The following is a 24,810-nucleotide window of genomic DNA, read 5'->3' as shown; positions in this document are numbered from 1 at the left end:
AATTCTATCCACAAAAAAGATAACCCATCTCTAATTTGTATTTTTATGAGCAATGAAATAGTTATAAATTTTCAGGGATATTAAAGCTAACAAAATGAATGAAATTAACTGGGGAATAATTGGTTGTGGAGATGTTGCAGAAGTAAAAAGTGGACCCGCTTTTCAGAAGGTGCCACATTCAAATTTAATTTCGGTCATGCGCCGCAATGAAGAAAAAGCAAAAGATTTTGCAAAACGACATCATGTGCCACATTGGACTTCAAATGCAGAAGATATATTAAATAACGATGACATCAATGCTGTTTATATTGCCACGCCCCCTTCTACACATTTAACCTATGCATTACAAGCCCTAGACGCTGATAAACATGTGTATTTAGAGAAACCAATGGCATTAAACGCTTTAGAAGCACAACAAATAACTAATGCGCTTAACAATAGTACAAGTAAACTTACTATGGCGCACTATCGCCGTAAATTGCCAGCCTTTTTAAAAGTAAAAGAACTTCTTAATACCAATAGTATTGGAGACATAATTCATGTAGACCTACAAGTTTTACAATCTAAAAAAGAATTGTTCGTATCGGATGCTAAAGATAATTGGAGAATACAGCCTGAGATATCGGGTGGAGGCTATTTTTATGATTTGGCACCCCATCATATTGACTTAATGATTCACTTCTTTGGCCCGATTGAAAAAGTACATGGACTTACTAAACCCACAAATAGGAATGTAAACGTAGAAGAGATTGTTAATGGAATTATCTCATTTAAGAATGGTATTCAATTTAGAGGGATATGGAATTTTAATGCTGCAGAAGTAAACGAAAAAGATGAATGTATTATTTATGGCACCAACGGTCGTATTCAATTCTCTTTTTTTGGCAGTGAAGTTGTTTTTAAAAAAAACAATGAAGAACAAACGTTTTCATTTACTAACCCAAATCATGTTCAAGAACCCATGATACAAGCTACTGTCAATTTTTTTTTAGGGAAAGTTGAAAACCCATGTACGGCTGAAGATGGTGTATTAATTATGAATTTATTAGATGAATTAAAGGGTTGTAAACATTAACCCTACCGGCCCAACAACGCTAACTTCGCAAAGAAATCTTCAAACAACAACCGATTATCTAACTGTTGATACACCCTTATATTTCTACCCTTTAAATTTGCTTCATAAATACCTGATGCATTTATGTTAGGGGCCTGTTTTATTACGTAAGTACTAGAAGAAGGGTCTGGCTCAAATGAAGATTGTATTGCCGTTAATAATACTAGGGGATTATCGCCATAAATGTATACTTCTCCCATAGGCAAATTCCATTTATCAATCTTTGCCAATGCCTCTTTCATTACATTGAATAAATGATCACCTAACTTGCCTTTACCTTTAACCTTTGTTAAAAGTTCTGCATCTGACATTATAGGTTGCCGATATACATTTCTAGGTACTTGCCACAAATTGATATTAGAATCATTAAAAATGACCTGAGCTGCTTTAATATCTATACCCAAATTATATTCAAGCGTGGTGAACCCAGGTGGTGGAATCGCAATATCTATATATTCTGGTCCGCCTATCCAAACTAGGGTAATTTTTTCTGCAATTTTAGGCTCAAGCAGGTAAGCACTTGCAATATTTGTTAATCCGCCACCACACACCACGTACAAAGGTAAATTGGTATCTGTACGCATCGCTTCTTTAATAATTAACTGTACCGCATCACTATCTATTGGTTCAGAAACATCCGTCATACTCTGGCTTTTATCAGTATATACAGTGACAGAATTCTCTAATTCCAAAATCTTAACGATTTTCATGGCTTGTTCCTTTGCATACTCTGAAGTACCCGGACCTCCAAAACCTTGCTCATACAAATGAGATGCAATTACACCCCTAATTTCAACAGACGGAGACATTAAATGGTGTGCCAGTTGAAACAGTCCGTCTGGATCACCACCTAAATCATTATCAATTATTACCCGCATACGTGGTTTTACCAATGAATTTAATTCTGAAAGTCCGTCATGTTGAGAAAATCCAACGAAGGAAAGAGTGAAAAAGAAACTAAAGACTAGTGATTTCATAATTAGTAAAATTTATCAGAAGATAATCATACCTCCATACATTCTCACTAGTCGTTCAAAACTAATTGGCAAGAAATACAACCTCGTTCTGGTATTAATGGTACAGTTATAAAACAAATTTTAATTATCAGGTTATCATATATTTAAAATAATAAATGTATTATTGTTACAAACTGAGACAATAAAACTTACGCTGATATGAAAAATTTTCAGATTTTATGCTTTACCCTTTTAATCATAAGTATAAAAACGGTAGCACAAGAAACCAATTCTTTTCCTGTTCAAGTAACTATTGAAAACGGAACTATTGAAGGAAATTACGACACACATACTGGAATACAACGCTATTTTGGAATTCCGTTTGCCCAGCCTCCCATAGGAGATTTAAGATGGAAGGCTCCGCAACCAGTTAAAAATTGGGAAGGTATAAAAGAAACAAAGGAATTTGGACCACGACCAATGCAAACCATGGTGTTTGGTGACATGAAATCTAGATCTAAAGGTGTTAGCGAAGATTGTCTTTATTTAAATGTTTGGACACCTGCCAAACGTAACACCAAAGATTTGCCAGTACTGGTATATTTTTTTGGCGGTGGTAATGTTGCTGGTGATGCCTCTGAACCAAGATATGATGGAGAAAGTATGGCAAAAGAAGGTATCGTTGTAGTAACGACCAACTATCGATTGAACATTTTTGGATTTTTAGCTCACCCAGAATTGAGTGCTGAGGCTTCTTATAAAGCCTCTGGAAATTATGGTTTATTAGACCAGAATGCGGCATTAAAATGGGTTAGTAAGAACATTGCAGCTTTTGGTGGAAATCCTAAAAAAGTAACCATTGCAGGAGAATCTGCAGGTTCTATTGGCACAAGTCAACAAATGGCATCTCCATTATCTAAAGATTTAATTGCAGGTGCTATAGGTGAAAGTGGCGCTGGCATCAACCCTACCATGTCACCTATTCCGTTAAAAGATGCAGAAAATATGGGTATGGAATTTGCTAAAAATGCGGGTTACCCATCAATTGCAGCATTACGTAAATTGAGCACTAGAGCGATTTATGAGATATATAATGAATCTAAACGATTTGGTTTTCCAGCAGTATTAGACGGTTATTTTCTACCAAAAACACTTCCTGAAATTTTTAAAAATAAAGAACAAGCAATGGTTCCTCTTTTATTAGGTTGGAATTCGGCAGAGATACCAGGTATGGCATTTACACAAGGTCCTTACACAGAAGACAATTATATAAACAAAGTAAAAGAAGCGTATCCAAAGGAATATAAAAAAGTATTAGAGCTATACCCACACGGTTCTGAAAAAGAAATTGAACTATCGGCAACGGCATTAGCTTCTGACCGGTTTATATCGTACAGTACGTGGAAATGGTTTGATTTACATAGAAAGAACAGCAATCAGCCAGTTTATAGATATTTATACAGTAAGTTAAGACCTCCATTGGTTGATAACTCACTAACTTCTGGTTTAGCAGGTGGTACAGTAGAAAAAAATACCGCCACTCCCCCAGAGCCAAAAGGGGTAGGTGCGCCACATGCATGTGAAATTGAGTACTGCATGGGTAACCTTCATTTAATTGAGGATTACGCATGGACACCCGATGATTACAAAGTATCTAAAGCGATGATGACCTACTTCGCCAATTTCATTAAGACAGGCAATCCAAATAGCGAAGGGCTGCCTACATGGGATGCCGCAGGAGCAAAAGATACCCATCCCCCAGTTATGGTAATAGACACGGAAAGTAAACTGATAAAAGCCAAAAATGATGCTCGGTATGAGTTTTTAGATAAGGCTTATCAAAATAACTAAATACCGTAAGATGGGAAATAGCGTTTTTGAGCTACTTTTTAAATTAAAAGCAACCAACTAAACTCGTAAATTAGTCACATGAAAAAACTGATTCAAATTATTGGTGCGTGGTATGGCGCAAAGAAAATAGGTGGTGGAAAATGCGGGTGCATAGGAACCGTTTTTGTATTTCTAATTTTATACTGGATATTCGGTTATGTGTTAGAAGCATTTTAGTTAGGTTGGTTATTGGTTGTTAGTTGTCGGTTGGTGGTTTTTGCGCTGTTCGCCTAACGCTGGATGCCATGCGCCCATAGCGTATTTTTATTTATTGTTTGTTACTGGGGCTACTCTCAACACAAATATTCATTTTACGCTTTGTTCTCTTTTCCTTTATCTATTTGCTAACTTCCATTTTCTCTTACCCTACCCCTTCTTGGTCATTCGTTTTTTTTAATCAAAGACCTTGGCACAGGATTAATAGATTCCCCTACCCCAAAACATATAATTAGCTGCAACTGGCGGATACAACCCCCAATCAAAAAGCTGTCGACACTTTCACGTAAATGTATAATAACATTAGTACTCAAGGTTTTTTTGACAAACTGTACTCAGAAATTTTTGTGAAATAGAACAAGTCAAAAACAACAAATTCCCATAAAAATTTATGGGAATTTGTTAATCAATACTAAAATCACATTTAATTAAAACCGCTTAAGCATTTAACAGCTCTTTTAATTCTTTTGCTGCTTGCGCAGGATCTTCTGCTCCGTAAATAGCTGCTCCTGCAACTGCCACAATAGCACCAGATTGTTTTACAGCAGTAATACTACTACTATTAACACCACCTGCAATAGATACTTTTACACCAGCTCTTGCAGCCTCATCAATCAACACTTGAATAGAATACCCGTCTTCAGCCTGCTCATCTAAACCAGCATGTAACTCAACAAACTCCGCTCCCAAAGCAATTGCTTCTTTTGCACGCTTAACTCTATCTTTAACACCTATAGTATCAACAACAACACCTTTTCCATTTGCTACAGCAGCTTTTACTGCACCAGCTATGGTAGAATCTCCTGTTGTTCCTAAAATTGTTACATAATCAGCACCTGCACCGAAAGCCATACCTGCTTCTAATTCACCTGCATCAGCCGTTTTAAAATCTGCTAAAACTAATTTATCAGGAAAAGCATCTTTCATTTTTCTAATTCCAGATAAGCCTTCACTTTTAATAAGTGGTGTTCCAAGCTCTATAATGTCTACATAAGGAGCCACTTTTGTTGCCAATGCAATTGCATCTTCTATTTTTAATAAATCTATTGCTACTTGTAATTTTGCCATAATTTAAATATTTCTAATGTCCTGTATTATTTAACTATTATTCTTGTATTTACTCCATATTAGCATGACGCTTCCATAAATCTGAAGCCAAACTGCCATCTAGTTCCCATAAAGTCTGTATTAAAGCATCCATGACCAAAAGCAATGACTGCTCAAACAGACTACCTGCATATTGTTTTGAAATATCTTCATCACGTTTTTGCTTCTGTGCCGCAGGGATGGTAACCGTATGTTTTGATAGTAATGCTAAAAGAGACGCTGCATTTGTGGTAAAGCATATAACACTCGCGCCTTCTATGTTTGCATTTTCTGCTGCACTAACAATTCCGCTAGTTGTGCCAGATCCAGACCCAGCTATAAGTACATCTCCTTTTGTAATTGCAGGTGCTGTAGTTTCACCAACTACATGTACTTTGTATCCTAAATGCATCAGGCGCATTGCTGAAGCTTTCATCATGAGTCCGGTTCTACCTGAACCAGTGACAAAAATGTTTTTAGCATTTGTAATTGTCGGTATCAATGCCGCTATCTCATCATATTGTATAGACTTAATAAGTTTAAGATGTTCACCAATAATAATATCCATGGCATCTTCTATCAATTCTGTATTGTTTTTTTTAAGCGTATCATCCATAGGGTACTTGATTGAAATTCTCTTAGCATTAAAATCGACTACAAAAGTATATGGGATCACTAGCTAAAGACTTACACAATTAGACAGTTGTCTGGTACAATTTGCTATTATGGATTTTAATAATGGTGTTATTGGCTATTTTTGTGGTATATTTTGGAAACGGGCTTTTTTTAGGTAGATAATGCTTTGAAATTTTTAGGTCTGCTTCATGTTTAAAAAAAAGTTTATGCTGAGTGATAAAGTTTTATATATAAAAGATTTAGGGAATTGTCCACCCGCCTATTTAAATGATCCTGCAAGAAGAGATTTTTATGAAATTGTATGGTTACAAAATGAAGATGCACTTCATGTTCCACAACACGATTTCCAAACTTTAAAGGGAGATTGGATTTATTTGATACCGCCGTATAGAGTGCATCAATTGAACAAAGCTGGTAAAAACGGTGTCTTGATATCTTTTAAGCAAGAATTACTTGAAGGCGATTTGAAAGAATTTTTGTTAGATGTATTTAGAATGTTCAACATTCAAGGCGAATTTTCTTGTTTACAGGTGAACGAAGAAGGTTCGAATGGTTTGGCCGCTGTTCTTCAACTTTTGAAAGAAGAATACAGTCACGAAGTCATTAATCTAATAATGATGAAAGCTGTTTTAAAGGTGTTTTTATTAAAATTGATACAGTTAAAAGAACAGCATTTTACATTGCAAGATATTAATGAAAAGCGCGTTTATGAGTTTATGCTTCTGCTTGAAGTAAATTATAAGAATAAACGAACTGCCGATTTTTATGCAAGTAAATTGGATATTAGTGCTAAGCGCTTAAATCAAATTTTAAAAGAAAAGCTAGATAAAACTGGAGTACAATTAATTCATGATCGGTTGATTTTAGAGGCAAAGCGCCAAATTATACATAGCGAAAACACTATTAAAGAAATAGGGTTTAATCTTCATTTTAAAGATCAATCATATTTTAGTCGTTTCTTTAAACAACACGTAGGGCAAACTCCTCAAGAATTTCAAAACAATGTAAAAGAGCATGTAATTTCTCATGACAATACATTGTATACTTAAGTTTTTAAAGAATTAACAGATTGACAATAAGACTTTATAAAATCAATTTTATTCTTAGCAAGACCTACCATAATTTTCAGAGCATATAGTGATGATTCTATTATAAATAAATTCAGGAAAATAGATGTAAAAAATATGGATGAATAGACGCTTAATGCTTTCTAAACAAACTGATTACCAAATTCATTCCCTTCTTGGTCATTCGCCTTCTTTTGATCAAAAACCTTGGCGCTGGTTTTCATATCGGCATACCTAGGGTCTTGTACAAAATCTTGTTTTTGCATTTTAATGACCTCTATACTTAAAAAGCCAAATTCAGTTACAACTTTACCATAAAACCGATATATTCCCCTACCCCTAAACATGTATTTAGCCGCTACGGGCGGAAACAACACCGCATCAAAAACTTGACCTTGCTGATCTAATAGCGTAGCAAAGAACATTGCTTTTCCTTTTTGAGTTCTGGTACGTTTTACTGTAATTAAATACCCATAAATATCAATATTTCTGTTTAGGTATCGTTCTAAATCTTTACTTCCCGATGTATTAAAAGGCGAAACTTCTAAAAGCTTATACGGACTACACAAACTAAACCCCAGCAATTCTAATTGTGTAAAAGCTACTTCTAAATTAGTACTGTATAATGACGGAATCTCAAAGTTCTGATGCTTTGGCGCAAACAATTTTGGGTGGTCTATTTTCTTGGTCTTATTCAGGAATAGATGTGCTTTCCAAAGTAGTTCATGTGTATTGGTTTCAGTAAATCTGAAGGCATCAATTCGTATTAATATGCTCACTTGTTCTATGGAAATAATTAAACGGTCCAGAAAATCTTCTAACGAACTAAAATCACCATTAAGATAGCGTTCCTTTAGAATACGCTCCATTACGCGTTGTTCTAGTTCCCGCAGATAACCTAAGCCTAAATACAGCTCTTTACCATAAATCTGATTGCCTGCATTGCTCTTATTTACGCACGGCGGATGTATAATTGCGCCCAACATACGAGCTTCATGTATATAGAATTCAGGTTTGTAAAATCCGCCGCCATTATTGAGCACCGCTACCATATATTCCAAGGGATAGTAGGCGCGTAGGAACAGACTTTGGTAACTTTCTACTGCATACGATGCCGAATGCCCCTTGGCAAAAGCGTAACCTGCAAAACTGGCTACCTGATCCCACACCTCTTTTATAAGTTGTTCCGTATATCCTTTTTTACGGCAGTTGTCCATAAAGGTATCCTGTACTTTTTGAAACTCCTCTCGAGAACGGAATTTACCGCTCATCCCGCGTCGTAACACATCAGCTTCACCTAAATCTAGGTCTGCAAAATGGTGGGCTACTTTTATTACATCTTCTTGGTAGACCATTACCCCGTACGTCTCTGGCATAATCTCTAACATCACCGGATGCGCCAATTCCTCTGCCCTACCTTTATTACGATGCCGAAGAATATACTCGCGCATCATACCGCTTTTGGATACTCCGGGGCGAATAATTGAACTTGCCGCTACGAGACCCAAATAGGTATCTACTTCCAGCTTTTTCAACAACATCCGCATGGCAGGCGATTCTACATAAAAACAACCCATACACTGCGCTGTTTTTACCAAATTATTGATTTTAGAATCTTTTTTAAACGCCTTGATATCATGAATATCGAACTTGGCGAATTCCTCTGGGCGGTCGCGTTCTAAAATATCCAACGTCTCTTTTATTTTTGAGAGTCCGCGTTGGGCAAGAATATCGAACTTAAAAATACCGACATCTTCAGCGATAATCATATCAAACTGCGTAGTCGGGAATCCTTTTGGAGGCATATTGGTCGCCGAAAACCAATGAATAGGTTTCTCTGTAATTAAAATTCCGCCAGCATGAATGCTCAAGTAATTGGGCATACCGTGTAGTAGTTGGGTATACTTCAGTACCAAAGTTGATATATTATCTAACCGACTTGCCTGAATATTACCGTCGCACAACAAATCTATTTCATCTTTTGGCAAACCAAAAACCTTACCTAATTCGCGAATAACTCCACGAGATTGAAAAGTAACGTAGGTACCCAACAATGCTACATTTTCAAAACGATTAAAAATATACTCCGTCATTATAGGTCTATCCTTATGGGAAAAATCAATATCAAAATCTGGCGGATTTACCCGGTATAGATTAATGAATCGCTCAAAATACAGGTCGAGCTCCATTGGATCTACATCAGTAATAAAAAGCAGGTAGGCAACAATACTATTGGCACCACTACCACGACCTACATAAAAGAAATTCTGCTTTCGAGCATGAGAGATAATATCCCAATTAATAAGAAAGTAAGAGACAAAATTCATCTCTTTAATGAGGTAAAGCTCTTTCGCTAAGCGATCTAAAACAGCCTGATCTATTTCGGGGTAACGCTTGGGCAACCCCTCTTGACATAACTGCTCTAGAAATACCTCATCTTCTTTGGTATTGCCTAAATAGGTGCTTAAATTCTGAGGTTTTCGCCCTGTGGTAAAATCGAAATGAATAGAGCAGGCATCCATCAACTGCTGGGTATTTTCTAGTATAAAACTATGTTCAGAAAAGTGCGCTGCCAGGTTTGGTATCGCATACATATGCTCATCATCGCGCGCCTGCTCGGTTACCGACAACATACTCAACAAAGTATTATTATCTATGGCGCGCAATAATCGGTGGGCATTAAAATCGCGCTTGTTCCTAAAAGTAACCGGCTGCAGCAATACAATCTTATCTCGCTGCTCTAATAATTTTGAAAACCGAAGTCGTTTCAGCTCATTTACGGAAACCCCTATAAACTCATGTGCTGCAAAGATTTTCTTTTCACTCTCCAACACTTTCTCAAAGGGGTAAATAACAAACACATCTTTAAAATCCGGAGCGATTTCTGGTATTTTCTTGTCATGATGAATGTGATGCGATAAAAAGTTATTGAGTTCTAAAAATCCCTCATTATTCTTTGCTATACCAACAAAGCATGGCTCAACTCCGTTTCTAAAATCAATACCCAAAATAGGACGTATATCATATTCAGCTGCTTTACGAACAATGTTTAAACAAGCCGATGTATTATTAATATCTGTCAATGCCAATTGCGTTACCCCATGGTCTTTTGCCAATTGCAAGAGCTCCAGTTCCGAAAAGGTCCCGTAGCGCAGGCTGTAGTATGTATGGCAGTTTAGGTACAAAATTCGTTATCCGTTGTTGGTTGTTAGTTGTTGGTTTTTTGCGCTAAGCGCTGAGCGCTTCACGCTATTCGCCTTACGCTCTTTTTATATTTTACTTTATCACTAGAAATTTCACTTCGGCTACGCTCAGTGATCGGTTGTCGTCTTTGCGAGGCTTTTCTGCCGAAGTAATCTGTTGCAATAAGCACAAAAAATCACTAGGCTTACTTGTATTCAACAGATCACTTCGTCGTTCCTCCTCGTGAAGACGTATTTTGCGCTTAGCATGACGCGTATTGCGCTAAGCATTTCCTATAGGTCTCGACTGCGCTCCACTGGACAAACACTTCCAATAACCATCAACCATCAACCATCAACCAAATTAAATCTTCCTATGCGCCAAAACTACTGGTGGCAATCCATTAAAAGGATTATGCATTCTACCTATTGTTTTTGCTCCCATGCCCGATGCCCGCAACACACTTTTATCTCCGTAGCGTTTTCTAATTTCATCCATAGCATTATATAGGCTTAAAATTTCTTCGGTATCATCAAACAGGTTAATCTGATAATTACCAGATACCAAATGACTGAAACGTATACCTATCAGCCTTACTAATAACCTACGGTTATATAAATTCTTAAACAGGTCTAGAATTTTAGGAATCAAAATATGGTCTGCGCTGCTATACGGAATGCGCATTTGTTTTGAATAGGTATTGAAATCTGAATACCGAATCTTTACTGAAATACAAGCGGTTAGCTTTTCTCCTCGACGTAATTGATATGCCAAATTTTCGGTCATGGCAATGAGGATACCACGTAGTCTATTTACATCAATAGTATCTTTATCAAAAGTTCGTTCGGTAGAAATTGATTTTCGTTCACAGAACGGAATTACAGGCGTATTATCTATACCATTGGCTCTTTTCCAAATGACTTCGCCATTGGCGCCCAAAACACGCTGCATGACTTCCATAGGCATTTCTTGAACTGTGCGTACTTGCCGTAGTCCAAGGTTCCGTAAAATCTGATAAGTCTTATCACCCACCATTGGTATTTTTTTGATGGAAAGGGGTGCTAAAAAAGGTTTTTCCAATCCCTCATCTATCTTCAATTGATTGTTGGGTTTCGCTTCATTTGTAGCAACTTTAGAAACGACTTTATTAGCCGATAATCCGAAGGAAATGGGGAGTCCGGTTTCCCTAATAATCTTCCTACGCATTTCTGACGCATACTGGTAACAACCAAAAAAGCGATCCATACCAGAGAGATCTGCATAAAACTCATCGATACTAGATTTTTCGAATACTGGAACGTACTCTTTTATGATTTCGGTTACTATATCTGAATGCTTACTGTAGTCACCAGCATTACCACGAATCACTACAGCATCTGGGCACAATTCGCGAGCCATCTTCATGGGCATACCCGAATGCACTCCAAATCCACGGGTTTCATAACTACACGCAGCAACTACTCCGCGGTCTCCTGTACCGCCCACTAATAATGGCTTATGCTGTAATTCGCGATTATTTAATCGTTCTACAGACACATAAAATGTATCTAAATCTATATGAAGTATGGTCTTGCTCATAACTATCCCTCTAAAAAATCGGGATAGCTAAATTATGGAATATTTCCAATTATTAGGATTATTTCCAAATTTTAACGTTGTAAAATTAATAGCCTATATTTTTTAGATATCAAAGGTGCTAAACCAATAACGGTTTAATACTATCTTTGAGATAAGACATTACATATGCGTAAAATTCATTTTATATTTTTATCAGCCTTTATGTTTTTTTCCACCCTTGGATATGCGCAAGACGTGGCTACCATAGAAATCATTTCCCCAAATGAAAATACAGCTTGGAACATTCCAGATAAAATAACCTTGCAATGGAATACTATTAAAATAGACACCAGTAAATCTATTCGCTTTTTTCTAGTAAGAAATGAAATGGTTGTACAAGAACTGGGTTCTTTTAAAAATGATGGTTTTGAAGACGGAATTGAATTGGCAAAAAACATTGGTTCTGGCAATAGATATCAGGTAGTTGCCATAGAACTTTTCCCTGATGATAAATTTAATATTGCTAAAAAAGTTACTCCATTCTTCTCAATTACAAATGCAGCATCTGACGAAAGAAAGAAAAAGCAACAATTGGCAAATGCCAACGTCGTTACTCCTAAAAAGAAATCTAAGAACAAACCTAAAAAGCAAAATGCCCCAGTAAAAACTGCCGTAGCACAATCTAAAAACAAAACAGAAAACAAGACAGAAATTAGGGACAGTTTTGACGGTAGAAAAATTTCATATACCAAAGAATTCGAGTTTGATTCTGAGAATATTATTATCAAGATTTGGGACCATGGCAGACAAGATGGCGATATTGTTTCTATATATCTTAACGGAGTGCAAGTGATTAAAAAATACTATTTAACCTATTGGAAAAAGGAATTTAAAATAAAACTAGACCCTACAAAATCTAACGATTTGTTCCTCTACGCCCATAACTTAGGTGATTCTCCACCAAATACAGTTTCTGTTGAAATATCTGATGGTAAAAAATCTGAAAACATTGTACTTAACTCAGACCTACAAAGTTGCGAAGCAGTATTGATCAGTGTGAAGTAGAAATATGCTTACATTACCCCTTAAGAAACTGAATTAGATAAGCTATTAATATACTTACGAAGAGACCAATATTAACCTTGGCAAAGTCATTTACCAACATACGGTAAGTCTTCTTTAATTGTCCTTTTTTTAGGCTATAGCTAATTGCTATTTCCCTGCCTGCCAAAATTCCTATAAATGCCCAAGTAGTACTCATAGGTATGGTGCTCATTGTAGTGAAAAAGTATAATAATAGTGCATAACAGGCATCTATTATAGTAGCTGATCGAATATGTTGTGTGTTTGATTTATGATTGACAATGCTTTGTATTTTACCTCCTTTTGAGTTAAATATATACGCCATAATTAGCAGAATAACCCCTAAAGAAAATACTAGCTCATACAGCGATAATTGCCTAGGTAAGAACACAAAAATATTAGCGAAATCTTGTATCAACCATTGAGACCATAAAAACCCTGTTGAAAACCATTGGGCTACTAACCAATAAGGTCTTTGTTTTTTCTTGTCCATTAACCGAATAGATGCAGGGGATTCAAACTTTTTGGTCAGAAACAAATACAACACAAAGGCTGAAACAAACGCTAGCGAATAGCCGAAAACTGATTTTAATATCATTTTCTCTATCAATTGACTAGATGAAAAAACACTTAAAATCATGAATGTAGTACTTGCCGGTATTCCAAAACGGGTTATCACCATTAAAGAAATTGGAGCCAACAAATACCACCAAGGCAAAGGATTTGGCATAGGTATATTTGATAGTCTACCATAAGAAACATCTCCACCATTAATATACCAGCCATAAACTAAGGTGACTGTCAAAATCGTTCCTGCAAAACCCCATAGCAACCACCACTTCATTCCTGCATTTGAAGTCATAAACGTTCCTAATGTTTGAATAACATCATTGGCGATTACAGCATAAGCTGCCACAAGAAAACCTAAATAAATAATATAATGTTCCATATTACTAATCAAATCAATCTAAAACAAAGGCTTATTAACCTTTAAAAACCAGTTAATTACCTTAAAATTTGAAGGCGGAAAAGTAATACTAAATTAGATACGCAAATATTTTATTTTCAAAGATTTTATATAGTTTAAAATAGGCTAACAGAGTTAATCAAATATTGGTAAAAAGAAGCGTCAAAACCAGAGATACTATTCTAAAAACAAAGCCAATGAATAGCATCTCAAAAGATTTATGTTAAGATAAATCACTAAAAATTAATTAGATACTTATCTTTAGGACTTACCCTTTTGTTTCAACTTTAGTAATCCGAATGTTTAAATAGAAAACAAAATAGCTGCGGGATTATTAAAAGAACAACATACGTATATGCCTTTTAAATCATTTTTTGATTCCCCTGGAAATTATAAGAATAAATTCGATTTTTATGATCAAGGTGGTTCTCCTCATTTGCTTCAAAAATTTATTGAAACTATTGAACAGCAAAAAAATGATATTGAAGAAATTAATATATCCTGGTATTTGTATAACAACAAGTACTTACATCATTACCTGAAAAAAACATCAGAAAGTGGCATTAAAGTAAATGTAATTACAATTCCTCTAGAAGGTTATGATAACACTAAACCTCAACCATTAGAAAATTTAGAAACAGGTAAAAAAAGTAATGATAGTTTCACTAAATATTCCTTGGCACGACAAATATTTAGTGAGATATACCACTCAAAAACGCATCCTGATTTTAACGTATATTTTTTTTCCCATTTATATGTACGAAGTGCCTATATCAATAAATTCTCAAGAGGATCTTTACCGTATTCATTACACATAAAATCTGCTTACATTAAAAAGAAAAATGGTTTTATACTGCTACTAAGCTCCTCTAATTTAGCCGTTCGGGATTTGGTGAAACATGAATCGATGGTCTGTATAGAAGACGAGCCTAATTATGAGGAGTGCGCAAAAGCTTTTTATAAAAATCTAATAAGTAGTTCTACCCATATTAAAGACTACAATGAATCTTTAAACACCTCTTGCAATTCATATGATAAAATAGATTTTAAGGAATCAGGTTCAATATTTATTACATCCCCGTTCTATTATAATTCTTCTAACATTCTAGATACTACATTATCAAAATACATTTTATCCGCTAAAAAAAGAATTATCATTTGCGCACAACACTTGGCTGCATTTAATTTTCAATTTAATGCTAAACATCATTCTATAATTAAAGAAAACGAAACACGACAAGGTGTTTTAGGAGCTGTTATCTATATGGCGAACAAAGGAGTAAACGTAACGTGTCTATCACAAACTTTTGCACCTTTGACCAAAGATGAGAATAAATTCAAGGATATTAAATTTAGAAGACCTGCCAATACTAGCAAATTTCAAAAATTTTATAGCGAGCTTACAAAAACCAAGAATGTTCAATATTTCGTTAATGAAAATTTACATTCAAAATTTATACTCATAGACAATCTACTGATCTATTGCTCTTATAATTTTACACCCACCCAATTCATTTATCTCGATAATATAAAGATTCCTAAATTTAAAAACATGCCCCATATCAGTTATGAGGGAATTCATTGCGAGGTTGGTATGCATGTAGCTATTGAAGACATAAATACAGTAAAAGCATTTGAAAAAAATATAGAAAATATCAAAAGAGAAAAAGAAACTATACAAGTAAAATAGAGTATCATAAAAAACCACTTTCTATCTGCAAACCATAATTTTAGTATTCGATAAAAGCTATTTGAATATCTAAAATGTATTTTTGTCCAAATAGCATCCTTATTGGTAGTGTAGCATTGGCAAAAGATAATGTTCAAATAAGAAAAGCCGATTATTTAATTGATTAAAATCACTTACACCAGTCTTTATAAAAGACTTAAGTTAAAAGAATAACAGAATGAAAGTAGTGTCATTTTTTGCTGGAGCTGGCGGATTAGATCTTGGTTTTGAACAAGCTGGCTTTAATGTTATTTGGGCAAATGAGTATGACAAGGATATTTGGGAAACTTATGAAAAAAATCATCCCAATACCAAATTCGATAAAAGAAGTATTGTAGATATCCCCGCTGACGAAGTTCCAGATTGTGATGGTATAATTGGAGGTCCGCCGTGTCAAAGTTGGAGTGCAGCAGGAGCGGCAAGAGGTATTCAAGATAAGAGAGGTCAATTGTTCTATGATTTTATTAGAATATTGGAAGCAAAGCAACCTAAGTTCTTTTTAGCAGAAAATGTAAGTGGTATGCTAATCAACAAACATAGTACAGCACTTGATGGTATTAAAAACCTTTTAAAGAATGCAGGTGCCGGATATGACCTTTCCTTTCAAATGCTAAATGCATCTGATTATAATGTACCACAAGACAGAAAGCGAATTTTCTTTATTGGAATAAGGAAAGATTTAAATTTTAAATATGAATTTCCAACAGAAACCTTTCCTAAAGTAACACTTGAAACCGCTATAGCAGATTTACAGAAAAAAGCTTTACCCGCTTTAGAGTTTAATAATACCAATGGTGATAAATGCCCCATCCCAAATCATGAGTATATGATCGGTGGCTTCTCTACCATGTACATGTCTAGAAATCGTGTCCGTAATTGGGACGAACAATCTTTTACGATACAAGCTGGCGGTAGACATGCGCCAATACACCCGCAAGCACCTAAAATGAAGCTTATTGAAAAAGACGTGCGTGTCTTTGTTCCTGGTAAAGAACATCTTTATAGAAGGTTAAGTGTACGAGAATGTGCAAGAATTCAGACTTTTCCTAATGATTTTGTATTTCATTACAAAAAAGTTGCTGCCGGCTATAAAATGATCGGTAATGCCGTACCCGTAAATCTGGCAAAATTTTTAGCCGATAGTATTATGAAGCAATTATGTGCTAACGATAAATTAAAAAAGAAAGAAAAGACAAAGGCTGATAAATTACATGTCTAGATAATTATAAACAGGTAATTTACTTTTAAGCGTGTTTTAATTCATTAGTTGACTCATAATTTAACTTCGGGGGCATAAAATACATAAAGACCAACATTATTAGAAAATAAAGAACTGCAAAAATGGTATAGGTATAGTCACCTGCATCTGGTGAAATTGGCAATAAAACAAGAGACATATTTAACATCGATTGTATTACCAATACACATAGTCCACTTTTTGTTTTTGAATATACAATAGCACACATACCTGCAGCTCCCATCATATTTAAAAATAACGGCCATACAGGAAGGTCTTCAATAACACCAACATTTATATAAACTGACGGAAGCCACCATAATGACCATACAAAGCCGATAACCTGAGTTGCATAAAATGGTTTGGTGATTTTTGATAGTTCACGAAATGCATAGCCGATCCACACCACTTCCCCTAGAAATGCCCAAGACAATAAGAATAAAGTAAATTTTAACGTTGGGATGTATATATCAAAAGAAAGAAAAGACATATCTCCGTGATACAAAGCTTTAATTAACAATGTCAATAAACCTATGGTAAATGCGAAAAGTAAACTAAATAAATACCACTTTGGATGAATTTTCCAAACCAGCATAGGTCTAAATAAATTCTTTATGCCTTCATTACCTTTTGTGATTTTTACAATAAATAACAATAAAAACATTAATGCATAAAACCGACCATTTGTGTACGGAAAAAAATCTATTATACCTTTGCTCTTAGCATAAGTAATTACCAAATTTAGCGTAGGTGCAAGTACCAAAAAAATCCAAATTTCGTACTTTTTTAAAAAATCAATCATTTAGAAGTCCACAATAAATTTTTAATTATCACTAGGCACAACTTAATTATTATTCAAATTATAACCTTTTGTCTAAAATTCAGTTAGCTAAGATACATCAAGCGCGCCTTTTTGGTTAGAATTTTGAAAACTATCACAAAAAGAAAAACAAAAAACCCCAACAATTTGAAATTCAAATTATTAGGGTTTTATTCTGTACTCGAGGCGGGAATCGAACCCGCACTCCGAAGAACTGGATTTTGAATCCAGCGCGTCTACCAGTTCCGCCACTCGAGCATTATTACCGTAGAAAACGGCTTCCTTTAAAAACAAGACTGCAAAACTAAATAATAATTTTCTTTCTATCACTAAAAATATCAACATTTATGCATTCGCAACCAAATTTAATTTTTAAATTTGCACCTCCTTAAAAACAAGGTCTTCAACTAATTATAAGAAGCAACTGTTTGGAAAACAATAACTAAAGACATGTCATACCAAGTTCCACAACCAAAAATATTTGCTTGCACTCAAAGTAAGGTCTTAGGTGAAAAAATTGCCAAAGCTTATGGTGCGGAAATAGGCAAGATTTCATTTTCTCGTTATAGCGATGGTGAATTTCAACCTTCATTTGAAGAATCAATTAGAGGTACTAGAATTTTCCTAATTGGTTCAACGCATCCTGGACCCGAAAATTTAATGGAAATGTTGTTGATGATTGATGCTGCAAAAAGAGCTTCAGCAAGACATATAACAGCGGTTATGCCTTATTTTGGTTGGGCAAGACAAGATAGAAAAGACAAACCTAGAGTACCAATTGCAGCTAAATTAGTTGCTAAAATGCTAGAAACAGCAGGGGCTACTAGAATTATCACGATGGATTTACATGCTGATCAAATACAAGGATTTTTTGAAAAACCAGTAGATCACCTATTTGCATCAACACTATTTCTACCATATTTAAAAAAATTAGGACTTAAAAATCTTACTATTGCTTCACCAGATATGGGCGGGTCTAAAAGGGCTTATGCTTATTCCAAGGCATTAGATAGTGATGTCGTTGTATGTTACAAACAAAGAGCTAAGGCAAATGTCATATCACATATGGAACTTATTGGTGATGTACAAGGGAAAAATGTGGTTCTTGTGGATGATATGGTAGATACTGCCGGAACATTAACAAAAGCAGCAGATTTAATGATGGAACGCGGTGCCGCTAGCGTAAGAGCGATAACTACTCATGGCTTATTGTCCGGAGACGCATATGAAAAAATTGAAAACTCAAAACTGACCGAACTAATCATTACCGATTCTATTCCTATAGAAATTAAAAGTGATAAAGTAAGGGTTTTGAGCTGTGCCGATCTATTTGCAGATGTAATGCACAAAGTACACAACAATAACTCAATCTCTTCTAAGTTCTTAATGTAGTCCATTAAAAACAGGAAGCAGAAGTTTTAAAACGTAGAATATTAATTTTTAATACATATAATGAAGTCAATTACAATTAAAGGATCAGAAAGAGAAAGCGTGGGCAAAAAGGCAACTAAAGCCCTACGTAATGCTGGAAAGGTTCCTTGCGTAGTATACGGAGGGGATAAACCATTACACTTTTCAGCAGAAGAACTAGCGTTCAGAGACTTGGTTTACACTCCAAATGCACACACAGTTGCAATTGAATTGGATGGTGGAGCCTCTCTTAAGGCAGTAATGCAAGACATTCAGTTTCACCCTGTAACAGATGCTATCATCCACATTGATTTTTATCAATTATTTGATGATAAAATGGTTACTATGGATATTCCTGTAAGATTACAAGGAAACTCTCCAGGTGTTCGTAACGGTGGTCGTTTGTTATTTAGAAAACGTAAACTTTCTATTAAAGCACTACCTGCTAAATTACCAGATTTCTTTGATATCGATATTTCTAAATTGAAAATCGGTCAAAACATATCTGTATCATCATTATTAAATGATGATTTCACCATTTTACACCCAGAAAGCCAAGTAGTAGTACAAGTTAAAACTGCTCGTACCGCTGTTGTTGTTGATGATGAGGATGAAGATGGAGAAGAAGGTGCTGAAGGAGCTGAAGGTGCTTCTGAAGAAGCTGCTCAAGAATAGACCTAACGGTTTTAAATTCATAATAAAGCATCCTGGTACTTGTATCAGGATGCTTTTGTATTTTTACAACCTAAATTATAATACAAATGTTCGGTTTTATAAAATCACTTTTTTCTAAGCAGAGCATAATTCCTGAAGAGAAAGATCCCATGAAAAAATTCTTAATAGTTGGCCTTGGTAATATAGGTGATGAATACGCAGAAACTCGTCATAATATTGGTTTCAAAATATTAGATGAGGTAGCAAAAACCAATGATTTCACTTTCGAAACTGTTAAACTAGGTGATATTGGATCATATAAAATAAAAGGCAGAACTATTATTTGCTTAAAACCTTCTACCTATATGAACCGTAGTGGTAAAGCATTAAAATATTGGATGGATAAAGAGAACATACCACAAAGTAATGTACTAGTTATTACAGATGATATTAATTTACCTTTTGGCACCATAAGGATAAAAACAAAAGGTAGTAATGGCGGACATAACGGATTAAAGGATGTGGAGTTATTTCTACAAACTATTCTCTACAACCGATATCGTTTTGGTGTAGGTGCAGACTTTGGACAAGGTAGACAGGTAGAATATGTTTTAGGTCAATGGAATGATGAGGAAAAAGCATTATTACCAGAGCGATTAAAAAAATCTACAGAAATAATTAATTCATTCGCACTTGCCGGAATAGCAAGAACCATGAACCAATACAACAACTCCTAAAGGACTTTAAAGGTGTATATACCTGTATCTGACTTATTACCTTCTTCATCTATTACAATGACCTTCCAGTAATAAACTGTGTCTGATGTTACAGAGACTTTTATACTTGTTATTGGAGCTGACAATTCACGAACTAAATCTATTGGTGGCGTCTCTACCGAGAAGTACACTTCATAACCTTCAATATCATCATCTAAATCAGAAGCTGACCAAGATAGTATGACCTCATTATTAATATCTTTAAATACATTATCGGACGCTGCAGGACTTTCAATTGTTGCTGGAAATGGGGCAAATGTTGTTCTAGAACCTGAATTATAAAAATACCATTCCTCACTTGAAACTGTTTGTTCAACATCGCTATTTCTAGAACGAACAAACCAAGAAAATTGCTCTCCTTTTTCCAAAGGCAGTTTGGCAGAATTCGACGCCGATACTATTGTTTGCACAGTACCAGTAGAAATATTTGTAACACGTAATTCATACGTTTCTGTATTATCTGCCAAATTCCAACGAAACTCTACCTGACTTGTTTCCTGTCCTAAGCTCACCCCAGTAGTACACTCAGAATTCTCATCTGGAAACACCAAGGATACAGCTTCAGGTGGCGTTGCGGCACTTTTCTTTTTACAACTAGTAATAGCCATAAACAAGCAAGCGATAAGTACTAATAAGCGCATCATTCTTTAATTACTTTAGAAGTTCCTTTAATTATTCTACCCTCGTACTTCAAATAATAAATTCCGGTAGCAAGAGAACTCAAATCTAACTTTACAATACCGTCTAAAGGCAAAGTAGTTGTACTTGAAATATACCTGCCATCAGAACTGAAAACACTAACCACCACTTCTTCTTGCTGCGCACCTAAATAGATCTCCACAAAATCTTTTACCGGATTAGGGAATAATACCGGTTGCTCATAAAAGCCAATTTGTTCTTCATAAATACCTTGACATGGAATATCTGTATATACTTTTAAAGTATTCAATCCCTTTTCCAGTACTAATTCTACGGTAGACTCTTCTGTCTGTATAGCCACTCCGTTCAACTCTATCGTATAAAACGACGACCCATTCATCTCAAGTAGTACAAGAGAATTATCATCCACAATCTTAGAGGTAACATTAAGGATAGAAGGTTCTGATATTTGAACTTCAACGCAATACTCTTGATAAACTATAAGCCCATTAGTTCCAATAATACAAAGGGTGTATGTACCTGAACTTAAGTTAGCCAAATTAAAGGCATTGGAAAAATTTTGTGTAAGATCAATACCATTGCCAGAAACCACTACTTGATAATCCAAAGCTAGTTTTGGTACAATTGACAAAGACCCATCGTTATTATCTCTACAGGTTTCACTCTCTAAACTAATTATAAAATTCTCTGGAGGAAAACGATATACAGCACAACCAGAAGCATCAACTTCTTGACCTACAGGAGTATTTAAACAAAGGTCATCTCCATCATCAAAAACTCCATCATTATCAGCGTCCGGTCTAAAATCTCCTTCAACACATACCTCTAATGTAAAAGATTTTAAACTACCGCCATCAGATGGAGCATTATCTTTTATCTCCAAAATCCATTCACCAACTAAAGATTCGCCATTAAAAGAACTTAAGCTCCCTAAGGGTTTTACCGAACCGCCTATACCAGGATTAACAGAACAATTAAAAGCAGGACTATCATCGTCAAAGATGGCATTAATATTACGCGCATCTCCACAAGAATTAGATAACAAAGTCACTGTAGTACCTGACGGCGATGTTAAATTGATTACCAAATCCGCCAAAAAGGTATGTTCAATGTCAAGTTGTACATTAATATCAGCTACCGGCAAATCTTCAAAAAACACCAATTTAGAAGTAATTACAGGAGTACCACTACTAGAGATGGCAATTGGCATACCTGAAGCGCTCTTTGTTGTACAGTTAAATTGCACCGTAGAAAAACTAAAGGCTGTACCAAATACTCCTTCTCCACAATCATTCTTTGGTTTAACTCGCCAATAATACAACCCATTATTATCTATAAGGGTCGGTGAGAACGAACCACCATTTACGGTACTTGATTCTATTATACTGGTAAAAGCAGCATCATCAGAAATTTCTATATCATATTGCGTATTCCCTACAGATGTTTCCCATTCAAGTAATACATCTGTAGATGCATTTTCAAAACCGTCAACCGGGGAGGTCAAAACAACATCTTCGAAATTATCATCATACACTCTTAACTGTAGCGTAATTTCTTTTGTAACCGTTGCTGAAGTTGCCAAAATTCTAATTGGATATATACCAACATCTAAAGTGGAAACACCTTCAAAATCAATATCAACCAAAGTATCTGTAGCATCTGCAGTTTCAGGCGTAAAATTTGCCGATAAGCCAACTGGCAAATCCATAGCGCTAAATGCACTTTCTTCATCAAACCCTAAATTAGTTTCATATGTAAATGGAATAGTTAAGTCATTAGGCTTACAAATATCATATCCTATTTGGTCAAAATTCAGTACTATTTCCGAAGGAGTAACTGCAAAATTAGCGTCATTTATGGCAAAGAAAATATTATTGTCTGCCTGTATCATTATTCTGCCAGTACTGGTAGCAATATTTGGTATAATTACAGTTTGATTACCATCATTCAATGTGTTTTCTGCCAAAATAATAGGGAATGTTACACCACGATTAGTTGATAAAAATATAGTTACCGTTTCTGTACTTATTGGCGCAACATCAGTATTTGCCACATCCCAGGTAATGGTTTGCACGGATCCAGCCTCAAAAGTTTCTTCTGTACTTTGAGAACTAATTAAAAATGGCCCCGCATCATTTACTACCGTAACATTTAATTCGTCTGACGCCGATTGCCCTCCGTTTAATGCATTGTCTCGCACTGTCAATGAAAAATTTAAATCACGTCCCACATTAGAAACAGTTTCCCATGCATCACCTGCCGTTGGGACAGTTTGAGTTAGTTCACCTGACAATATTCTGTTTAAACTAGGAAAATATCTTTGTGGAACAAGCTTTGGCGGCAAAGACCTAAAATTAGCACCTGCGGGATTATTTGGACCAAAAGTAGCCTGCGTTACTACACCATTGTCAATTTGCTCCCAAGTATAGCTTAGAACATCGCCAGTATCTGCATCACTTCCTTCACCTGTAAGTATAAAAGGAGTTCCTTTCGGTATTATATAATCTACTAAAGGAGCTAAGGTTGGTGGTGTATTGGTTATTACTTCTGTTGTACCACAAGAAACTGTTTTTAAATAATCTCTAATCTGAACTATACTTACATAATGAAAATAATCATCACTATTGCTAGCAACATTATTAACACCGGTTATACCAGCGTAACCCATAATAGTTGTACCACTACCAGGTTCCACCTGTACTGTAGTTCCTTCAGAAATATGCGAAAATGAATGATTGGCTCCAAATTGATGCCCCATTTCATGAGCAACTAGATCAATGTCAAAAGCATCCCCAACAGGCGAAGATAAGGTGGTGTAACCACTACCCTTTCTACTATCTGTACAAACTGCTCCAATAAAACCAGAATTACCATCTAAAGTATTATCCTGCTGATTAAACAAGTGCCCAATATCATAATTTGATTCGCCGATTACATTTGTCAAAGTATTTTGCACTTGAGAACTTAAACTACCTGTATATGGATCTGTTTCTGGATTCGTATAAATTACTAAATCAGTATTTGCGATCAATTCGAGTGTAATAGATAAATCACGCTCAAAAACAGCGTTTATTCTAGTAAGTGTTGCATTAATCGCAGCAAGGGCATCTGCCTTTGTACCGCCATGAAATTGTGTGTATTCACCTGAAGCGGAAATAGCTACCCTAAATTTTCTGAGAGTTTGGTCATCAACTAACTTAGCAGTTAAATTCTGTGAGTACTCCTTAACCTCGGGCATTGTCTTACAGACAAAGTCAATATCTCGTTGGTCTTGCTCCGTTCTGCGATATAGTACATAAGTATCCTCAATTGATTTCTGCATAAATAAAGCGCCATTATCACCAGAAGTACTCATTGTACTTTGAATACCTTTTGGAGAAATACTAAAACGTATTTGTTTCGTAGGGTCGTGCAAGGCTATACCTTTATAAGACTTTATAGACGGATATTTTTCGGCAAGTTCTGTAGAAAAAAGATGAGCATCTTCCACTAAAAAAGGAATTAAACTACCATCCTCATTTGGAAAATAAATTAATTTAGAGTTCTGCGTTTCAGCAAGGGCCGTTTCAAATTCCGCTTGATTTAAAATAAAAGCCTTTCCTTTATTGACTCTTAAACGCTGTTTAGAAATTTGCTTAGCAGTTGCATTTAATTCCGTATTTTTCCAATAAGCAGTTTGTGCCATACTGGAAAAGGAAAGAAATACTATGGTAATTGAGAAAACTAGGCGTAATTTTGCAATCATTAAGAGGCTTTTAACTCAAAATCA

Annotated in this window: 19 protein-coding genes and 1 tRNA gene; 10 read left to right on the top strand and 10 right to left on the bottom strand. The window is 35.3% G+C overall.

Features of this window, described 5'->3' with window-relative positions:
- The first annotated feature begins 94 nt into the window (after nucleotides 1–94).
- Nucleotides 95–1,075 (top strand): Gfo/Idh/MocA family protein, encoded by a 981-nt coding sequence (locus BM296_RS05690; RefSeq protein ID WP_091902017.1) that lies wholly within the window; start codon nucleotides 95–97, stop codon nucleotides 1,073–1,075.
- Between the two features lie 2 nt (nucleotides 1,076–1,077).
- Here the strand turns inward: BM296_RS05690 and BM296_RS05685 are convergent, their stop codons facing one another.
- Nucleotides 1,078–2,091: a nucleoside hydrolase gene (locus BM296_RS05685; protein WP_091902015.1), complete on the bottom strand. Its 1,014-nt coding sequence runs from the start codon at nucleotides 2,089–2,091 to the stop codon at nucleotides 1,078–1,080.
- 198 nt (nucleotides 2,092–2,289) lie between these two features.
- On the opposite strand from BM296_RS05685, the gene BM296_RS05680 reads away from it, so the two are divergent.
- Nucleotides 2,290–3,921, top strand: a complete 1,632-nt coding sequence (locus BM296_RS05680) for a carboxylesterase/lipase family protein (protein WP_091902013.1) — start codon at nucleotides 2,290–2,292, stop codon at nucleotides 3,919–3,921.
- Between the two features lie 78 nt (nucleotides 3,922–3,999).
- A complete protein-coding gene (locus BM296_RS19400; protein ID WP_027065147.1) occupies nucleotides 4,000–4,137 on the top strand; it encodes a hypothetical protein in 138 nt (45 codons plus the stop codon).
- Nucleotides 4,138–4,614: 477 nt separating this feature from the next.
- Here the strand turns inward: BM296_RS19400 and hxlA are convergent, their stop codons facing one another.
- The gene (hxlA, locus tag BM296_RS05675; protein WP_027065148.1) at nucleotides 4,615–5,244 is read right to left on the bottom strand and encodes a 3-hexulose-6-phosphate synthase; all 630 of its coding nucleotides are present in this window, start codon (nucleotides 5,242–5,244) and stop codon (nucleotides 4,615–4,617) included.
- Nucleotides 5,245–5,293: 49 nt separating this feature from the next.
- The gene (gene hxlB / locus BM296_RS05670) at nucleotides 5,294–5,878 is read right to left on the bottom strand and encodes a 6-phospho-3-hexuloisomerase (RefSeq protein ID WP_091902011.1); all 585 of its coding nucleotides are present in this window, start codon (nucleotides 5,876–5,878) and stop codon (nucleotides 5,294–5,296) included.
- 226 nt (nucleotides 5,879–6,104) lie between these two features.
- On the opposite strand from hxlB, the gene BM296_RS05665 reads away from it, so the two are divergent.
- Nucleotides 6,105–6,947 carry a helix-turn-helix domain-containing protein gene (locus BM296_RS05665; protein WP_091902955.1) on the top strand — a complete coding sequence of 281 codons (843 nt, stop codon included), beginning with the start codon at nucleotides 6,105–6,107 and terminating at the stop codon, nucleotides 6,945–6,947.
- A 161-nt stretch (nucleotides 6,948–7,108) separates the two neighbouring features.
- Here BM296_RS05665 and BM296_RS05660 read toward each other — a convergent pair whose 3' ends face one another.
- Nucleotides 7,109–10,150 (bottom strand): DNA polymerase III subunit alpha, encoded by a 3,042-nt coding sequence (locus BM296_RS05660; RefSeq protein WP_091902009.1) that lies wholly within the window; start codon nucleotides 10,148–10,150, stop codon nucleotides 7,109–7,111.
- A 361-nt stretch (nucleotides 10,151–10,511) separates the two neighbouring features.
- Entirely contained in the window at nucleotides 10,512–11,726 is a 1,215-nt protein-coding gene (gene dinB / locus BM296_RS05655; protein ID WP_091902008.1) for a DNA polymerase IV, read from the bottom strand.
- A gap of 201 nt (nucleotides 11,727–11,927) precedes the next feature.
- Here dinB and BM296_RS05650 point away from each other — a divergent pair, with 201 nt between their 5' ends.
- A complete protein-coding gene (locus BM296_RS05650; protein ID WP_027065153.1) occupies nucleotides 11,928–12,770 on the top strand; it encodes a hypothetical protein in 843 nt (280 codons plus the stop codon).
- A 13-nt stretch (nucleotides 12,771–12,783) separates the two neighbouring features.
- Here BM296_RS05650 and BM296_RS05645 read toward each other — a convergent pair whose 3' ends face one another.
- On the bottom strand, nucleotides 12,784–13,737 hold the full coding sequence (locus BM296_RS05645) for a hypothetical protein (protein WP_091902006.1): 954 nt from the start codon (nucleotides 13,735–13,737) through the stop codon (nucleotides 12,784–12,786).
- Nucleotides 13,738–14,110: 373 nt separating this feature from the next.
- Between BM296_RS05645 and BM296_RS05640 the strand changes: the two genes are divergently transcribed.
- Together BM296_RS05640 and BM296_RS05635 are read left to right on the top strand one after the other, a co-directional pair.
- On the top strand, nucleotides 14,111–15,445 hold the full coding sequence (locus tag BM296_RS05640) for a phospholipase D-like domain-containing protein (RefSeq protein ID WP_091902004.1): 1,335 nt from the start codon (nucleotides 14,111–14,113) through the stop codon (nucleotides 15,443–15,445).
- A gap of 217 nt (nucleotides 15,446–15,662) precedes the next feature.
- Nucleotides 15,663–16,703, top strand: a complete 1,041-nt coding sequence (locus BM296_RS05635) for a DNA cytosine methyltransferase (RefSeq protein ID WP_091902002.1) — start codon at nucleotides 15,663–15,665, stop codon at nucleotides 16,701–16,703.
- Nucleotides 16,704–16,728: 25 nt separating this feature from the next.
- Here BM296_RS05635 and BM296_RS05630 read toward each other — a convergent pair whose 3' ends face one another.
- Nucleotides 16,729–17,523, bottom strand: coding sequence for a CPBP family glutamic-type intramembrane protease (locus BM296_RS05630; RefSeq protein WP_091902000.1), 795 nt, complete (start codon nucleotides 17,521–17,523; stop codon nucleotides 16,729–16,731).
- A 196-nt stretch (nucleotides 17,524–17,719) separates the two neighbouring features.
- Nucleotides 17,720–17,799: transfer RNA gene (locus tag BM296_RS05625), tRNA-Leu, on the bottom strand.
- Nucleotides 17,800–17,991: 192 nt separating this feature from the next.
- On the opposite strand from BM296_RS05625, the gene BM296_RS05620 reads away from it, so the two are divergent.
- The 3 genes from BM296_RS05620 to pth all read left to right on the top strand — a co-directional run bounded on the left by BM296_RS05620 (nucleotide 17,992) and on the right by pth (nucleotide 20,342).
- On the top strand, nucleotides 17,992–18,933 hold the full coding sequence (locus BM296_RS05620) for a ribose-phosphate pyrophosphokinase (RefSeq protein WP_027065157.1): 942 nt from the start codon (nucleotides 17,992–17,994) through the stop codon (nucleotides 18,931–18,933).
- 60 nt (nucleotides 18,934–18,993) lie between these two features.
- Nucleotides 18,994–19,626 carry a 50S ribosomal protein L25/general stress protein Ctc gene (locus BM296_RS05615; protein WP_027065158.1) on the top strand — a complete coding sequence of 211 codons (633 nt, stop codon included), beginning with the start codon at nucleotides 18,994–18,996 and terminating at the stop codon, nucleotides 19,624–19,626.
- An 86-nt stretch (nucleotides 19,627–19,712) separates the two neighbouring features.
- Nucleotides 19,713–20,342 (top strand): aminoacyl-tRNA hydrolase, encoded by a 630-nt coding sequence (gene pth / locus BM296_RS05610; RefSeq protein WP_027065159.1) that lies wholly within the window; start codon nucleotides 19,713–19,715, stop codon nucleotides 20,340–20,342.
- On the opposite strand, the gene BM296_RS05605 is transcribed toward pth, so the two are convergent.
- Both BM296_RS05605 and BM296_RS05600 read right to left on the bottom strand, forming a co-directional pair.
- On the bottom strand, nucleotides 20,339–21,025 hold the full coding sequence (locus tag BM296_RS05605) for a hypothetical protein (protein WP_231500504.1): 687 nt from the start codon (nucleotides 21,023–21,025) through the stop codon (nucleotides 20,339–20,341). The genes pth and BM296_RS05605 overlap by 4 nt on opposite strands.
- Nucleotides 21,022–24,786: a zinc-dependent metalloprotease gene (locus BM296_RS05600; RefSeq protein ID WP_091901998.1), complete on the bottom strand. Its 3,765-nt coding sequence runs from the start codon at nucleotides 24,784–24,786 to the stop codon at nucleotides 21,022–21,024. Before BM296_RS05600 ends, BM296_RS05605 begins: the two co-directional genes overlap by 4 nt.
- Between the last annotated feature and the right edge of the window lie 24 nt (nucleotides 24,787–24,810).

It is taken from the genome of Maribacter stanieri (assembly GCF_900112245.1).
GTDB classification, from domain to species: domain Bacteria; phylum Bacteroidota; class Bacteroidia; order Flavobacteriales; family Flavobacteriaceae; genus Maribacter; species Maribacter stanieri.
This window is presented reverse-complemented; position numbering and strand designations above follow the sequence as displayed.

Excerpts from the sequence above, each read along its gene's own strand:
- BM296_RS05690 (WP_091902017.1), top strand. The coding sequence starts at position 95 with ATGAATGAAATTAACTGGGGAATAATTGGTTGTGGAGATGTTGCAGAA.
- BM296_RS05685 (WP_091902015.1), bottom strand. The coding sequence starts at position 2,091 with ATGAAATCACTAGTCTTTAGTTTCTTTTTCACTCTTTCCTTCGTTGGA.
- BM296_RS05680 (WP_091902013.1), top strand. The coding sequence starts at position 2,290 with ATGAAAAATTTTCAGATTTTATGCTTTACCCTTTTAATCATAAGTATA.
- BM296_RS19400 (WP_027065147.1), top strand. The coding sequence starts at position 4,000 with ATGAAAAAACTGATTCAAATTATTGGTGCGTGGTATGGCGCAAAGAAA.
- hxlA (WP_027065148.1), bottom strand. The coding sequence starts at position 5,244 with ATGGCAAAATTACAAGTAGCAATAGATTTATTAAAAATAGAAGATGCA.
- hxlB (WP_091902011.1), bottom strand. The coding sequence starts at position 5,878 with ATGGATGATACGCTTAAAAAAAACAATACAGAATTGATAGAAGATGCC.
- BM296_RS05665 (WP_091902955.1), top strand. The coding sequence starts at position 6,105 with ATGCTGAGTGATAAAGTTTTATATATAAAAGATTTAGGGAATTGTCCA.
- dinB (WP_091902008.1), bottom strand. The coding sequence starts at position 11,726 with ATGAGCAAGACCATACTTCATATAGATTTAGATACATTTTATGTGTCT.
- BM296_RS05650 (WP_027065153.1), top strand. The coding sequence starts at position 11,928 with ATGTTTTTTTCCACCCTTGGATATGCGCAAGACGTGGCTACCATAGAA.
- BM296_RS05645 (WP_091902006.1), bottom strand. The coding sequence starts at position 13,737 with ATGGAACATTATATTATTTATTTAGGTTTTCTTGTGGCAGCTTATGCT.
- BM296_RS05640 (WP_091902004.1), top strand. The coding sequence starts at position 14,111 with ATGCCTTTTAAATCATTTTTTGATTCCCCTGGAAATTATAAGAATAAA.
- BM296_RS05635 (WP_091902002.1), top strand. The coding sequence starts at position 15,663 with ATGAAAGTAGTGTCATTTTTTGCTGGAGCTGGCGGATTAGATCTTGGT.
- BM296_RS05630 (WP_091902000.1), bottom strand. The coding sequence starts at position 17,523 with ATGATTGATTTTTTAAAAAAGTACGAAATTTGGATTTTTTTGGTACTT.
- BM296_RS05620 (WP_027065157.1), top strand. The coding sequence starts at position 17,992 with ATGTCATACCAAGTTCCACAACCAAAAATATTTGCTTGCACTCAAAGT.
- BM296_RS05615 (WP_027065158.1), top strand. The coding sequence starts at position 18,994 with ATGAAGTCAATTACAATTAAAGGATCAGAAAGAGAAAGCGTGGGCAAA.
- pth (WP_027065159.1), top strand. The coding sequence starts at position 19,713 with ATGTTCGGTTTTATAAAATCACTTTTTTCTAAGCAGAGCATAATTCCT.
- BM296_RS05605 (WP_231500504.1), bottom strand. The coding sequence starts at position 21,025 with ATGATGCGCTTATTAGTACTTATCGCTTGCTTGTTTATGGCTATTACT.
- BM296_RS05600 (WP_091901998.1), bottom strand. The coding sequence starts at position 24,786 with ATGATTGCAAAATTACGCCTAGTTTTCTCAATTACCATAGTATTTCTT.